Source organism: Brenneria goodwinii (genome assembly GCF_002291445.1).
Lineage (GTDB): Bacteria > Pseudomonadota > Gammaproteobacteria > Enterobacterales > Enterobacteriaceae > Brenneria > Brenneria goodwinii.
The window spans coordinates 4,596,244-4,611,338 of record NZ_CP014137.1 but is presented as its reverse complement, the minus strand read 5'-3'; the positions used below and the strand labels follow the sequence as shown (position 1 = coordinate 4,611,338).

At 54.6% G+C, this 15,095-nt stretch carries 12 protein-coding genes and 4 tRNA genes; 6 read left to right on the top strand and 10 right to left on the bottom strand.

The window, feature by feature from the left end:
• The first annotated feature begins 17 nt into the window (after positions 1 to 17).
• The 6 genes from ACN28R_RS20460 to ACN28R_RS20435 all read left to right on the top strand — a co-directional run bounded on the left by ACN28R_RS20460 (position 18) and on the right by ACN28R_RS20435 (position 6,877).
• Positions 18 to 1,343: an MmgE/PrpD family protein gene (locus tag ACN28R_RS20460; RefSeq protein WP_095835341.1), complete on the top strand. Its 1,326-nt coding sequence runs from the start codon at positions 18 to 20 to the stop codon at positions 1,341 to 1,343.
• Positions 1,344 to 1,442: 99 nt separating this feature from the next.
• Positions 1,443 to 2,198, top strand: coding sequence for a sulfite exporter TauE/SafE family protein (locus tag ACN28R_RS20455; RefSeq protein WP_095835340.1), 756 nt, complete (start codon positions 1,443 to 1,445; stop codon positions 2,196 to 2,198).
• 361 nt (positions 2,199 to 2,559) lie between these two features.
• Positions 2,560 to 3,609 carry an amino acid ABC transporter substrate-binding protein gene (locus ACN28R_RS20450; protein ID WP_095835339.1) on the top strand — a complete coding sequence of 350 codons (1,050 nt, stop codon included), beginning with the start codon at positions 2,560 to 2,562 and terminating at the stop codon, positions 3,607 to 3,609.
• Between the two features lie 223 nt (positions 3,610 to 3,832).
• Positions 3,833 to 4,993, top strand: a complete 1,161-nt coding sequence (locus ACN28R_RS20445) for an amino acid ABC transporter permease (RefSeq protein WP_231604099.1) — start codon at positions 3,833 to 3,835, stop codon at positions 4,991 to 4,993.
• 10 nt (positions 4,994 to 5,003) lie between these two features.
• Positions 5,004 to 6,125, top strand: coding sequence for an amino acid ABC transporter permease (locus tag ACN28R_RS20440; protein WP_048637099.1), 1,122 nt, complete (start codon positions 5,004 to 5,006; stop codon positions 6,123 to 6,125).
• A complete protein-coding gene (locus ACN28R_RS20435) occupies positions 6,122 to 6,877 on the top strand; it encodes an amino acid ABC transporter ATP-binding protein (protein ID WP_048637098.1) in 756 nt (251 codons plus the stop codon). The genes ACN28R_RS20440 and ACN28R_RS20435 overlap by 4 nt, the downstream gene beginning before the upstream one ends.
• 138 nt (positions 6,878 to 7,015) lie before the next feature.
• On the opposite strand, the gene ACN28R_RS20430 is transcribed toward ACN28R_RS20435, so the two are convergent.
• The 10 genes from ACN28R_RS20430 to wzxE all read right to left on the bottom strand — a co-directional run bounded on the left by ACN28R_RS20430 (position 7,016) and on the right by wzxE (position 15,095).
• A complete protein-coding gene (locus tag ACN28R_RS20430) occupies positions 7,016 to 8,173 on the bottom strand; it encodes an amidohydrolase (RefSeq protein ID WP_048637097.1) in 1,158 nt (385 codons plus the stop codon).
• 266 nt (positions 8,174 to 8,439) lie between these two features.
• Positions 8,440 to 8,516, bottom strand: a tRNA-Pro gene (locus ACN28R_RS20425).
• Between the two features lie 45 nt (positions 8,517 to 8,561).
• Positions 8,562 to 8,648 (bottom strand) — tRNA-Leu (locus ACN28R_RS20420).
• Between the two features lie 22 nt (positions 8,649 to 8,670).
• Positions 8,671 to 8,746 (bottom strand) — tRNA-His (locus ACN28R_RS20415).
• A gap of 100 nt (positions 8,747 to 8,846) precedes the next feature.
• Positions 8,847 to 8,923 (bottom strand) — tRNA-Arg (locus tag ACN28R_RS20410).
• Between the two features lie 139 nt (positions 8,924 to 9,062).
• Positions 9,063 to 10,454, bottom strand: coding sequence for a bifunctional threonine/serine APC transporter ThrP (gene thrP, locus ACN28R_RS20405; protein WP_095835338.1), 1,392 nt, complete (start codon positions 10,452 to 10,454; stop codon positions 9,063 to 9,065).
• Between the two features lie 180 nt (positions 10,455 to 10,634).
• A complete protein-coding gene (wecG, locus tag ACN28R_RS20400; RefSeq protein WP_095835337.1) occupies positions 10,635 to 11,375 on the bottom strand; it encodes a lipopolysaccharide N-acetylmannosaminouronosyltransferase in 741 nt (246 codons plus the stop codon).
• Between the two features lie 11 nt (positions 11,376 to 11,386).
• The gene (gene wzyE / locus ACN28R_RS20395; protein WP_095835336.1) at positions 11,387 to 12,766 is read right to left on the bottom strand and encodes an ECA oligosaccharide polymerase; all 1,380 of its coding nucleotides are present in this window, start codon (positions 12,764 to 12,766) and stop codon (positions 11,387 to 11,389) included.
• On the bottom strand, positions 12,763 to 13,848 hold the full coding sequence (locus tag ACN28R_RS20390; RefSeq protein WP_095835335.1) for a TDP-N-acetylfucosamine:lipid II N-acetylfucosaminyltransferase: 1,086 nt from the start codon (positions 13,846 to 13,848) through the stop codon (positions 12,763 to 12,765). The genes wzyE and ACN28R_RS20390 overlap by 4 nt, the downstream gene beginning before the upstream one ends.
• Positions 13,845 to 15,095, bottom strand: coding sequence for a lipid III flippase WzxE (gene wzxE / locus ACN28R_RS20385; protein ID WP_095835334.1), 1,251 nt, complete (start codon positions 15,093 to 15,095; stop codon positions 13,845 to 13,847). The genes ACN28R_RS20390 and wzxE overlap by 4 nt, the downstream gene beginning before the upstream one ends.

Sequence of the window (15,095 nt, the reverse complement as noted above, 5' to 3'; positions counted from 1 at the left end):
TACAGGATCCCCATTTCATGACCATTGCCCGCCAGTTTGCTCATAATCTGTTGGCGTTTTCCCGCCAGACCTTTCCCGCCGATGCCCTGGCGCACGCCAGAACCGCCATTATCGATACGCTGGGCGTGACGCTGGCGGGCGGAGTTCAGGACGGCGCGGAAAAACTGCGGGCGGTTATCCTTCCCTCGGCGGCGCCAGGGAAAAGCCGGGTGTTCGGCACGGATTTGCATCTCAATGCGCTGGATGCCGCCTTACTGAATGGCGCCTCCGCGCATTTGCTGGATTTTGACGATTCCAACTCCTGGCTGCACGGGCATATCTCGGTCGTGGTGCTGCCGGCGCTGCTGGCGCTGGCGGATGAGCAGCAATCCAGCGGATCGGAGATATTACGCGCCTATCTGGCCGGTTATGAAACCGCGGTACGAATGGGAAAAACGGTCAGCCCGTTTCAATACCGCCACGGCTGGCATCCGACCACGTCCGTCGGCATTTTTGCGGCCGTCGCCGCCAGCGCCGTGCTGCTCGGTCTTAGCGAAGAACAAACGGCCACCGCGCTGTCGATTAGCGCATCGTTGGCCTCCGGCATCAAATCCAACTTTGGCAGCCAGACCAAATCCCTGGCGGTCGGACACGCCAATCGTAGCGCGGTGATGGCGGTTCTGTTGGCCCGACAGGGATACAGCGCCGGGTCTACCGCCTTTGAGCATAACCACGGTTATTTCAACGTTTATAACCGCGGGCCGGAAAACTACGACGCCACCCCGCTGACGGAAAGCTGGGATGCGCCATCGCATATTCTTGATAAGGTCAAAGGCAACAGCTTTAAGTATTTCCCCTGCTGCTATGCGATCTTATCGCCGTTGGACGGGCTGCTGGCTCTGCGTGAACAGACCGCGCTGCCCGCCGAACAGATCGCGCGTATTCAGATCGCCGTTCACCCGATCCGTTTCCCGCACATCAACATACCGCAGCCGGAAACCCCGCTGGCCGGGAAATTCAGCCTGCATTACTGTATTGCCCGCGCCTGGGTAAACGGTCAGCTAACGCTGGATGACTTTATTGATGACGCGGCGTTCAGCGATCCGCTCACCAATGCCCTGATGGAGAAAGTAGAACTGAGCTGTCATGATGAAGAAACGACCCACAGCGCACAGGTCACGCTGATCGCTCAGGACGGACAGCGCTTTAGCCGTCACGTTGCGGGGGCGATGGGCTCAAGCGCGGCCATTCCGTTGCCGGACAATCTGATTGAACAGAAATTCCTCGATTGCGCCGGTCAGACAATGACGCGTGAGGCGGCCCAGGCGTTGTATCAGCGCTTGCTTCAGGATGATTTCCGCTAACACCAGCATACCGGCCTGACCGGTCATTACGGCATCGTCTTCGCCGAGCCGGCAAGAAGACGATGGTGTCGTTTATCGCGTTATCATGAGATGGTACATATGCCCAACCTTATCCCGCCGGAAATCTCGCCGCTGTTTGCCGGTGTGCTGGTATTTTGCAGTTTTCTCACCTCCGCCCTGACCGCCGCCTTGGGGCTGGGCGGCGGCGTGACGCTGCTCGCCATTATGGGATTGGGCATGCCGGTTAGCAGCCTGTTGCCGGTACACGGCATCGTACAATTCGGTTCAAACCTGAGCCGGACGCTGATCCAGCGACTGTATATCGCCTGGCCGTTGGTCCTGTGGTTTTTCATCGGCAGTGTGGCGGGCATTGCGCTCGGCGCGCCGGTTGCGGTCTGGATACCGGACGGCATTGCCAAAATCGCCCTGGCGCTGTTTATCCTGTGGTCGGTATTTCATACACGCCCGCCGGCCAAAAAGGTGAACCGCCTGTTGTTTATTCTCGGCGGGGCGGTGGCCAGCATCGGCACGATGATCGTCGGCGCGACCGGGCCGCTGGTAGCCGGCCTGATCAGTTCGCAAGGGCTGAGCAAACAGCCGCTGATCGCCACCCATGCCACCTGTATGGTGCTGCAACACGGCCTGAAAATTCTCGCCTTCGGCCTGATGGGTTTTGCTTACGCCAGTTGGCTGCCGATGCTGGGCGCCATGATCGCCAGCGGCGTACTGGGTACCTGGCTCGGCGCCCGACTGTTGGATAATCTGCCGGAAAAACTATTCCGTACGGCGTTTCGCCTGACGATGATGATTCTCTGTTCACAGTTAATCTGGCAGGGCATCCAGGGATATCTGTAATCAGGCAAAAATCTATAGCGAAAAGGAAAAGAGGGTTAAACCCGCCGGTTAACCAAAAATATTGTCTTTTAATATTCATCGACGCTCTGCTCCGATTAGCTGAAATTAACGGAGGAGATAACTATGGCGACCGGTAAAAAACAATAGCAAAAAACAAAGCCCTTATTTAATTAAGGGTATTTAACCGAAAAATGCACTCCCGTTTATTTCTATATCCATTATTTTTCTTTCTATAGTGAAATTTGCTATTTGCCATTTAACCGGGGTGTTGAGAGTATTGGTATACAAAAGAACACAGTAAACAATATTACTAATAATTACAGCAAGTTAAGTGAAAACACTCTCGTTATAAGGATTTTCGATGCTGAAGAAAACTTTCGTTTTTGCAACTGTTATGCTGCTAACTCTGGGGAATACTCTGTTGCCGGCCCACGCGGACGCCGCGGTTTCCGGCAATGGTGACACGCTGAAAAAAATCAAGGCCAGAGGGGAGCTGATCTGCGGCGTGCACCCTGCCCGTCATGGTTTTTCCGCCATAGACAGTAAAGGACAGTGGTCCGGCCTGGATGTCGACTACTGCCGCGCGCTGGCGGCCGCCATCTTTGGCGATGCCGGCAAAGTCCGTTTTTCCGCGCTGTCCACCGCGCAACGCTTCCCGGCGATTCAGTCCGGCGAAGTGGACGTCCTGTCGCGTAATATCACCGCGTCATTATCCCGCGATACCTCGCTGGGGCTTAACTTCGCGCCGCCAACCTTCTATACCGGCACCGGCTTTATGGTGCGTACGGATTCCGGCGTGAAAAAAATCGAGGATCTGGACGGCGCAACGATATGCATCACGCCCGGCAGCAGTACCGAACACAACGTGGCGCAAATTTTCGCGGCGCGGAAGCTGCATTACACGCCGGTGGTGATCGAAAACAATAAAGAATACGTCGCCGCCTATCTGTCCGGCCGCTGCGATGTGATCGCCCGCGATAAAGTGGCGCTGCCGGGGGTGCGTATTCATGATGCGGAAAATGCCGACGACCACACTATTTTACCGGGCATCTACTCGAAAGAGCCGCTGGCGATGGCCGTGCGTCAAGGTGACGATCAGTGGTACGACATTGTTAAATGGGTGGTATACGCCACATTCAATGCCGAAGAGATGGATATCAATCAGAAAAATGTGGACGGCAAGCTAAGCGACAACGATCCCGAAGTACAGGCGCTGCTGGGCGTGACCGGCGATTACGGTCAAAAGCTGGGGCTGGATAATAAGTGGGCATATAACATTGTTAAACAGGTGGGTAATTATGCCGACATCTATAACCGCCACTTCGGCCCGGATACCTCAGCGCCGCTGGAGCGCGATTTGAACAACCTGTGGACGAAAGGCGGCCTGCTGTACGGTTTGCCTATTCAATAATCCCGTTTATCAGGGCGTAAACGAATATCGGCTATTCGTATTGCGCCCTGACGCTATATCCAACGTCTTCTGGATAAAAATAGCATCAAGCGGCCATGGCGCCTGAAAAAAACGTTATTAAGAGGACAGGTTGTTGCCTGAAATAAAAGAAAACTCGATGATGAAGCATCAACAAAAAATAACCGCGCCGCCAACTTTTCCTTTCTCTGTGGAAAAGTTTTTTGTGTATAAAAAGATATTCGCCGTCATTGGCAGTAAATCATTTCGGGCATGGTTTTATCAGGTTTTATTTGGCGTATTGCTTATTTTATTCAGCCACTGGCTATATACCAACGTGGTGGAGAATCTGCGTTCGCAGAACATCGCGACCGGCTTCGGCTTCCTGCACCATGCCGCCGGGTTTGAAATCGGCGAAAAACTTATCGGTTACACAGCGCGCGACAGCTATGCCCGCGCCTTGGCGGTCGGGCTGCTCAACACGCTGTATGTCTCGTTCTGGGGAATTATTTTAGCTACCGTACTGGGGTTTTCCGTCGGCATCGCCAGGGTGTCGAAAAACTGGCTGCTGGCGCGCGTCGCCGGCGTCTACGTGGAGCTGATGCGTAATATTCCGGTGATTTTGCAAGTGATTTTCTGGTCGGTGGTGATCCGTAACCTGCCCAGCCCGCGCGCGGCGATCGAACTCGGCGGTTTGGGATTTCTGACCAATCGCGGTCTCTCTTTTGCGCTGCCGACGTCCCATCCCGGCTGGCAGTGGTGCGCCGTCGCGCTGTTAGCCGCGCTGATTATCAGCGCAGGGCTCAAACTGGCCAGCCGCCGTCTGCGTGAGCATCATGGCCGTATCCTTCCGGTCGGGCGCATCACGCTGGCCCTGATTACCGGCCTGCCGCTGCTGACCTGGTGGCTGTCCGGCGCGCCTCACCATCTTAACCGGCCGGAACTGAGCGGATTCAACTTCCGCGGCGGATTTACCATCAGCCCGGAATTCACCTCCCTGCTGCTGGGAATTGCGCTCTACTCTTCCGCCTTTATTGCTGAAATTGTCCGGGCCGGCATCCAGTCAATCCCCAAGGGGCAGTTGGAAGCCGCCCGCTCACTGTCGTTGTCTCCCAGGCAGATGATGCGCCACATCATTATTCCCCAGGCGATGCGGGTGATCGTTCCGCCGCTGACCAGCCAGTTTATCAGTCTGTCCAAAAACAGCTCGATTGCGGTGGTGGTTGGCTACCCCGAATTGGCGAATATCAGCAATACCCTGATGAATCAGAGCGGTCAGGCGCTGGAGGTGATCGCCATTATGATGGTGGTTTACCTGATTATCAGTTGCACAACGTCGCTGCTGATGAATGTCTTTAACCGCTTTGTCGCCATCAAAGAACGCTGAGGAAAGCGCCATGTCATACCCTGCTTTTTCACCCAGTTCGCTAAGCCCCAGGCTGTTCATCGCCTGGCGCTGGATGCGCAGCAACCTGTTCAGCAGCCTGCCGCAAACGATCCTGACCCTATTGCTGGCCGTGCTATTGCTGACCGTCGGCGATAAACTGCTGCGCTGGGGAATTATCGATGCCGTCTGGCACACCAGCGATCCGCAAGTATGCCGGGTCGCCGCGGGCGCCTGCTGGGCGGTGATTGGCGAGAAACACCGGCCGATCTTATTTGGCATCTATCCTTACGATCAGCACTGGCGGTTAATTATCGCCATGGTGGTCTGGTTCCTGACGCTCGGCCTGTCGCTGATGCCGCGCTTCTGGCATTCGCGTATTTTGTTGCCGTTATGGCTGCTGTCCACCAGCGTTATGGCTATTTTGATGAGCGGCGGTATTTTCGGGCTATCTTATGTTCCTTCATCTGAATGGGGCGGCCTGCCGCTGACCATTCTGCTGTTTAGCGGAACGGTGGTTATCGGGATGCCGTTTTCCGTGCTGCTGGCGCTTGGCCGCCGTTCGCCGCTGCCTTTCCTGCGCAGTCTGTCGGTGATTTTTATTGAAGGCTTGCGCGGCGTGCCGCTGATTACCATCCTGTTTGTGGCCGTCAATGTCTTCCCGCTGTTTCTGCCCGCCGGTATGGAAGTCAATAAACTCCTGCGTATTATCATCGGCATCGCGCTGTTCTTCGCCTGCTATCAGGCGGAAGTGATTCGCGGCGGCCTGCAATCCGTGCCGCGCGGACAGTACGAAGCCGCGGCGGTGCTCAACCTGAATTACTGGCACACCACCACGAAAATCATTCTGCCGCAGGCGTTGCGCATCTGCCTGCCTGCGATGACCAATCACATCATCGCTGCCATGAAGAATACCTCTTTCGTCATTATTATCGGCCTGTTCGATATTCTGACCGCCACCAGTTCGGTGATGCAGGATCCGCTCTGGCGCCGTTACTACATTGAAACCTATCTGTTTATTTCGTTCATTTATCTGTTCTTCGGCTTTTTGCTTTCCCGCTATGCGTTGTGGGTAGAAAAACGCATTGATGCCGTCCGCAACCCTGAAACGCCTAACCACGGAGCTTTGTCATGAGTAGTTCACTTTCCACCGAGCCGGTGATTGAAATCAAATCCGTCAGCAAATGGTACGGCGGGTTTCAGGCGCTGAACAACGTATCGCTGAACGTGGCCAAAGGGGAGCGCGTGGTGATCTGCGGCCCCTCCGGTTCAGGCAAATCGACGCTGATCCGCTGCATTAACCGGCTGGAAGAGCATCATCAGGGGCAGATATGGGTGAACGGTATTGAGATGAATGACAACATCAAAAATATCAACCGGATCCGGCTGAGCATCGGCATGCTGTTCCAGCAGTTCAATCTGTTTCCGCATCTGAGCGTACTGGACAACCTGATTATCGGCCCGACGCTGGTCAAGCAAATGAAAAAACAGCAGGCCACCGAACTGGCGATGCACTATCTGGAAAAAGTGCATATCGCCAATCAGGCGCATAAGTTTCCGCTGCAGCTCTCGGGCGGACAGCAGCAACGCGTGGCGATTGCGCGCGCATTGTGTATGCAACCGGAAATCATGCTGTTTGACGAACCGACTTCGGCGCTCGATCCGGAAATGATTAAAGAAGTGCTGGACGTCATGCTCGATCTGGCGGAAAGCGGCATGACCATGATTGTGGTCACGCACGAAATGGGCTTTGCCAAGACGGTAGCCGACAACGTGATCCTGATGGCCGATGGCAGCGTGATCGAATCAGCGCCGCCGCAAACCTTTTTCAATCAACCCAAACATCCGCGCACCCGTCAATTCCTTGAGCAGATCCTGATCCATTAACGATAGCCGGATTGTCGCCCATCGGAGACAAAATAAAGATGACAGCGTGAATTCCTTGGTTATCAGTGAATTATCTGTCTCTTTTTCACGACGGCACTGCGGATGAAGGCCGGTATTTAACCGGCATGGCATATGCTCTCAACGGGACGTTAGCCGCTCCAGACTTTGCTTCGCCATCTGGTAAAGATAGTGAGCCGTAGGGAACAGCGCGCGGTCATCCACGCGGAATTTGGGATGATGCAGCGCATACGGGCCGCCGGATCCCACCATCATGAAAGTGCCCGGCAGCGTCTGCTGGTAAAAGGCAAAATCTTCGCCGATCGGGCTGGCCTCAATGCGCCGCGCCTCGAATCCCTCCTCCTCCGCCACCTGCAGCGCAAAATCAACCCACTGCGCGGTGTTGACCACCGAGGGCGGACCGGCATGCCAGATCAACTCGATTTCAGCGCCGAACGTGCCGGCTATGCCCGCGACGATCTGCCGGAAGCGTTGCTCAATCAGCTCACGCATAGCCTGACTGAAGGTTCTGACGGTGCCTTCCACATAGGCGGTATCGGGAATCACATTCCAGGTACTGCCGCTGTGCACCTGCGTGATCGATACCACGGCGTTATTCTCGGAGGGCACGGTACGGCTGATAATGGTTTGAACGGTAGCAATGATCTGCCCCAGAATAATGATAGGATCGTTCCCTTCATGCGGTTTCGCCGCATGACAGCCTTTCGCCGCAATGTTGATTTCGAAGCGGTCTACGCCCGCCGTCAGCGCGCCATCTTTGCCGCCGACCACCCCAACCGGCAGCGTTGGATCGTTGTGAATGCCGAAAATCGCCGCCGCATCGTCCAGCGCTCCGCTGGCGATAACATTCGGCGCGCCCAATCCCGTTTCCTCGGCCGCCTGGAACAGAATACGCACGCAGCCCTTTAATTCGGGTTCTATTTTCTTCAACAAAATAGCGGCCCCCAGCGCGGCGGAAGCATGAAAATCATGCCCGCAGGCGTGCATCACGCCCTGGCTGGCTGAGCTATACTCCACGCCGGACTCTTCTTCAATCGGCAGCGCATCAATATCCGAGCGAACAACCACCAGCGGCCCATCCTGCCGTCCGCCGACTTCGGCCACCAGGCCGGTTTTCAGCGGCAGTTCAAGGATGCGAATGCCTTCTTTCTCTAAGACCTCCCTGATTTTCCGGGTGGTTTCAAATTCCTGATTGGATAATTCAGGGTGCCGATGCAGATCGTGGCGGAACGCCTGAATAAACTGAGCCAAGGGCTCATGTTGAGGTGCGACTTTCATTAATACTTCTCCATCCGCCCTGTTTAACGGCGTTGCTTATTTTCACAGGCATCTATTCCGCCGTTAAGATTACCCCATCTGCCGCTATCTGCGCGAATGACATCTGATGCATAGCGAGTCATCTGCGGGCTAGTAATCTTAACGGTAAGACCAAGGATTTCCGGGGATAAGCAGCCGATCACGACGATTCAACGGTGAAAATTATGATGCAGGATTAAAAGATGGACGAAAAAAAAGCACATCTTTCGATATGCTTCCTTTGAATTTGGTCGGCGAGAGAGGATTCGAACCTCCGACCCACTGGTCCCAAACCAGTTGCGCTACCAAGCTGCGCTACTCGCCGAATATACTGTCTTATTACTTAAGCATCATTAATGCTTTGTTTGTGTGGTGCGAAGAGAGGGACTTGAACCCTCACGTCCGTTAAGACACTAACACCTGAAGCTAGCGCGTCTACCAATTCCGCCACCTTCGCATAACTCACAAACATCTAAATCTGGGGTGGCTAATGGGACTCGAACCCACGACAACTGGAATCACAATCCAGGGCTCTACCAACTGAGCTATAGCCACCATACACCACGCTTTACTGCTTTTTTTGCTACTATTTTGACGCGGTACTACCTACTTTTACGGGGTAAATGTACCACCGCAGCTCTTGCACACAACTTAGTGGTGCGCCCGACAGGATTCGAACCTGAGACCTCTGCCTCCGGAGGGCAGCGCTCTATCCAGCTGAGCTACGGGCGCTATGCGCCGTTGCGGGAGGGGATACTACGGATTTAACGGTTGCCTGTCTAGTGCTTTTTTATCGAAATGATGCGTTTGCTTATGCTTTGCTCATTTCAAGTCAAATAACGTACAAATCCGTATTCCCCTCCCTCAGATGCTACGATTTAGCCCCTATCATCGCCTGTTTTCTGCCCAATCCCAGGACAAAATAGCAAAGACTGACGAAAGCCAAAAATACCATACCGACTACCAGCGACATCCGGGTATCGATGTTGATATACATCCCCACCAGAACACACAGCAGGAACGCCATGGTCAGGTAGTTCACCCAGGGGAATAGCACCGATTTGAACGGATGTGCGGCCAGCGCGGCGCGATGCTGCTCACGGAAACGAATCTGGCTGATCAGCACCACAAACCACGGGATCATACCGGGCAACACGCTGGCGCTATAGACATAAACAAACACCTTCTCCGGATTAGGCAGAATGTAGTTAAGCAACGAGCCCGCCATCAGGCAGAGAATCGAGATCGTGACGCCGCCCACCGGTACGCCGCTGGCCGTCACTTTTCCCAGCCACGCCGGAAGTTGACGGTTGTTCGCCAGTGAATAGAGCATACGCCCGCAGCTGTACATGCCGCTGTTGCAGCCGGACAACGCGGCGGTCAACACCACAAAGTTAATGATTCCCGCCGCGGCGGTGATGCCGATTTTCGCAAAGGTCAGCACAAACGGGCTGCCGGAAGTGCCGATTTCATTCCACGGGAAAATCGTCACGATAACAAATATCGCCCCGACATAGAAAATCAGGATGCGCCACAAGATATTGTTGATGGCGCGTTTCAGCGTCACCTGCGGATTCTTCGCTTCCCCCGCCGTGATCCCGACCAGTTCAACCCCCTGGTAAGACGCCACGACCAGACACAGCGCAAACAGTAACCCTTTCCAGCCGCCGGCCAGGAAACCGCCGTGCGCCGTTAGATTGGCAAAACCCGTTGCCTGCCCGTGGTTGCCGAAGCCAAAGAAAATCACGCCCAGACCAACGACAATCATGGCGATGATGGTGGTGATTTTAATCATGGCAAACCAGAATTCGATTTCGCCGTACAGCCGCACCGCAGCCAGATTGGCTACCGCTACCAAAACGACCGCGGCTATCGCCGGTATCCACTGCGGCAGTTCGGGAAACCAGAACTGGACATAGACGCCAATCGCCGTAATTTCGGAAATGCCGACCGCCATCCACATAAACCAGTAGCCCCAGGCGGTGAGGTAGCCAAAAAAGGGATTCATATACTTATGGGCATAAACCGCAAAAGAACCGGCGACCGGCTCTGTATACAACATTTCCCCCATCGACCGCATAATAAAGAAAACAAATATCCCGGCGGTGATGTAAGCCAGCAGAACCGATGGTCCGGCCCACTTCAACGCACTGGCGGCCCCCATAAATAATCCAACGCCGATGGTTCCGCCCAACGCAATCAGCTCAATATGTCTTGCCTCCAAACCCCGATGGAGTTTGCCCTGTTTTGTATCTTCTGCCATAAATCCTCTGTCTTGATGTGTTGTATTTGCTCCGGTTGTTTATTTTATTACCGGTTATTGTTGTTATGGGTCATCCGGCGCTCATCATAGGGCCAGAGAGCGCTTTCGTTATATTAGCGGTCGTGAAGATACAATAATGCGGGGTGGAATAACACCTTGACGTCTGGCGAGCAAGGCGGGCTACAGGCGCCCGCTGTAGTGATAAGCAAGATATTTCAGTAGTTTAAGCTGACGAGTGATTCGGCTGGGCTGCTCCAATAAACGGTAAAGCCACTCCAGTCCCGCATTCTGCCAAACCAGCGGCGCCCGTTTCACATGGCCGGTAAAAACATCATAGGTTCCGCCAACGCCCATATAGAGCGCATCGGGATAATACCGGCGGCAGTCCCTCATCAGAATTTCCTGCCGGGGCGACCCCATCGCCACGGTAACAATTTGCGCGCCGCTGGTCCGGATCCGCGCAAACAAGGCATCACACTGCGCCGGCGCGAAATAGCCGTCCTGACTGCCGACAATATTCACCTTCCACCGTGTCCGCAATTTGGCCTCCGTCTGCGCAAGCACGTCCGGCTTCGCGCCCACCAAAAAAACCGGCGTGCCCTTTTCGCCCGCGCGTTGCATTAACGCTTCCCATAAATCCGCCCCGGCAATCCGGGTCACGGCCGCCTGAGGATACTTACGGCGGATCGAGCGAACGATGCTGATGCCGTCTGCATACTTATATTCAGCCTCATCCAGCAATGTTCGCAGCGCCGCATCTTTCTCCGCCGCCAACACCTTTTCAGCATTGATGGCGACCAGCGTCCCCGTGGCGACCCGATCGCCGCTGAACAGGCGATCGACAAATTGCGCCATATGACGAAAACCACAAATAGAAAAGCCGCGGATCGAATAGGTGGGAATAGGCTCTTTTGCTTGCATGTTAAATCCTGTTACAGCACGCCGCGCGTAGGTGATGTGGGCGCAGGGGGAACGACGTTGGGCCGGGCCCTTAATAAACGTTGCCGGATCAACCCGGCGCTTTCCAACAGCCAGTACAACAGTTTTGCGACCAGCAGACACAGCCCAAAGATCAGGCAGAAGAACACCACGCGGGAGACAAAAGCATCAACCCCTTCGCGCGCCAGCACAATGATATTGAATACCGCCCCGAAACAAAATGCTTGCAGAATAGCGGCCTTGTAACGATTAGGGCTGTTTTTACCCAAGTCGTAAACCCAGTCGAACCATTTGATGATCAACCCCACGGCAATCGCGCCGAATGGAATAAACAGCACGCCGCCCATCACCACCAGCGAACCTAATAACGTTGGGGAAATCGCCAGCCCGGAATGATTGTTCAACACTTCCCAGGTAAAGTAGTTGGCGCTGTTCAATACCAGATTAGGGCGGCCAGGCCATAGCCAGGAGGGAATAAACACATAGAAATCACGGACAATCGGCGCCAATCCCTGAAATTCGATCTTATCGTAGTTCTGCCACAACAGCGCCAGATTCTCCCAGGGAGAGAAGGTGTCGCGGGTCAGATACAGGAAGGTATAAAACGCCTCGTCACCGCTGACGTCCATGCCATAACGCTTAAGCGCCAGCCAGAACATGCCCACCACGCCGAAGATGCCCGCCGCGGCCAGCATCCACAGGGTGATCCACCTGCGCACGATGCCGATAAACAGAAACAGGGCAAACGCGATAATGATATTCGCCCGGGTGCCGCCGACAATGATATAGGTCAGCATGCCGAACGCCAGCGTGCCGATGAGAAACAGCAACCAGGCCCGCGGCGTTTGCCGCAGGAAATACACCACCAGCATGGCGGGAATAAAGAAGTAGAAAAAGCGTTTCAACGCCACGCCGGACACTTCACTGGAAAAAATCTGGCTATAAGAGCGTAATTTAAACAGCAAAAAACCGTTATTGAGAAAAAATAGGCTGACGGTGGCTATCGCTATCAGCGCCAGCAGTATCCAGGTCAGATTGGCCTCCACCCGATTGATGGTCAGCAACGGCGGACGGGATGATGCGGTTGTTTTGCGTAAACGGGTTTTATAACTAACATAGTAGATAGCGTAAAACGCCGTGGCGGAAAGCAGCGCCTGCAGCAAATAGGGAACGGGAACCAGATCGACGCCGAAACGAAACGCCAGTATGCAGGTAAACGGAAAACCGAAGTAGAACGTCAATAAATAAAGCAGCGAGAACAAGACGTTGAAGTTAAAACGCACACGCCGAAACTCCTGCCAGGTCAGCGTCAGGATAAAAATAACGGAAAAGAGGTAAACCACTAACAAGCCACCAAATTGTCCCAGTGTCATGTTGGTTCTCCCACCGCCAGCGCCAGAGCCTGACGCCAACCTTGCAGATAATTGGGGTTAAAGAACGCGATCTGATGCTTATCAACGGTGGCCAACTGGCGCTGAGCCTCGCGAACCAATGCCTCATCCAGGCTATCGCCATAAAACAGCACCGGCAGATGTTGTTCCGTAAGATCCTGCCAGAACGGATTCTGGCGGCTGATAACAAAGGGAACGCCGAACTGAATCAACAGGCACAGCGTCCCGATGCCCTGCTGACGGTCAAAAATAAAGTAACCTAAATCACAGGTGCGCAGCATATTCAGGTAGTCGCCAAACGCCAATTGCTCTTTCAACAGTTGAAAATTTTTAATGCCAAACAGCGCCAGCCCTTGTTTCTCTACCTGCTCAATATAATGCCCGTTATTCACAGGATATCCCATAGGCACAATCACCCGCACATTGGCGCCGAACTGTTTATGAATGGCGCGCAACGCCTCCTGATGACGGTTGGTGCGATCGCCGGAGTTGCCGACCAGGATCGTCATCGGTCCCGCCAACGGCTTCTTCACCTCCAGCCCGGTTAAATCCGGATCCATCCGCGTCGGGAAGTAAAGCAACGACGTAGGCACGCGGCGATGCCGCTGCTGATAATAAGCCAGATCGCCCCGTGTCGCGAACACATGCCCGATGCGCTTTTGGGCAATACGCCGCAACAGATAGAACAGCCGATATTTCAGGCTACCGGCCTCTTCATATAAGTCCGCGCCCCAGACATGCCAGTAAACCTGCGCAGGCTTAATGGCGCCGCTCAGCAATGCCAGCCACAGCGTGGGATTAAACTGCCCGTGCAGAAAGAAGCGCATGTTTCGATCGGCCCTGGCTTTGGCGATCACCGCCTGAGCCAGCGTTTTTTTATCCGCATAGGTTGCAATATTCAGCGCGGGGAAATCGGCCTGTGCCGGCGCGTCACGAGCAACCAGCATAAAATTCCGCACCTGCCGCTCCGGTAATTCAGCCGCCAGCGTATCGTTAAAGAAACGCAAAACCGTCTGGTTATGATGTGGGATATCCGCTCCCAGGACATGAATCAGTGTCGTCATGCTCGCCTACGGTAAATAATGAATACGCTACAACAAAGCAAAAAATAGACCAGATAGGTTGCCATATAAGCCTGCGCGGCGCCCAGCGCGCCATTCATGGGAATCAGCCAGTGCGCAAACCCCGTGAGCAATAAGAACTGGCTGACTTCGGTAAGCAGATAAAAGCGCAGCGCGGCCTTGGCAATTACCAGATAACCAAAAACGTAAGCGCCCACTTTCATCACATCGCCCACCAGTTGCCAGGCGAACAGCTCTCTCATGGCGATAAACTCGCGGGAAAACAGCAGCCAGATGGCGACATCGCGCAGCAGCCAGACGCAAAAACTGACGCCCGCCACGACGGGCAGCACAAATTTCAGCGAGCGGACAATTTCCCGAGAAAGCGCGCTTTTATCCGTCAGGCGCGACAGCGTCGGCAACAGATAAACGGTGAACGACGCGGTAATGAACTGCAGGTAGGCATCCGAAATCGTGCTGACGCCCTGCCAAATGCCGACATCGCCCCAGCTATAGTGTTCCGCCAGCAGATTACGCATCATGATATAGGCCACCGGCAGCGTTACCGCCGTCATCAGCGCCATCAGGGTAAATTTGCCCAGATGTCCGGCAATGGCGTTATCCCAGGCTGGTTTTAATGCCCGCAGGGACAACGGCGTGCGCCGCAGCATCAGCACTACCGCCGGTAATACCACCAGCGCGGGCACCAACGCCAACCCGGCCAACGCGCCGGCGTATCCGCCCAGCATAAAGCACAGCCAGTAGGCGACCAAACCAATCAGGCTGCCGCCGATCACCGCTAAAGCATTTCCCACCGCATCGCGGTAACCCTTTAAGATCGCCAGAAACAGATTGGCATAGGCGATACCCATCTGGATAAACGCCAGCGCGCGGATAACATCGCGGTATTCCTCATGCCCGAACAGCGCATTGGCTATTGGCGCGGCGGCAAACACAAACACTACGGCCAGCAGCAAGGAAAACCCCAGCACCAGCGCAACAGCGGTGCCCAGCAGCGGTTTCAGCCGCTCCGGTTGTTGATGATATTCCGCAACATATTTGGTGACGCCGTTAAAAATCCCCGCGCCGGACAATACGCCCAACACCGTGATAAGTTGGCGAAAATTTCCCGCCTGCCCGACGCCGCCCGGACCGAACGCCACCGCCAGCAGTTTGACGACCACCAGCCCCACGCCGATTTTTATCAGCGTAGAGCCAGCCGTCCATATTGATGCTTTCGCCAACGACAT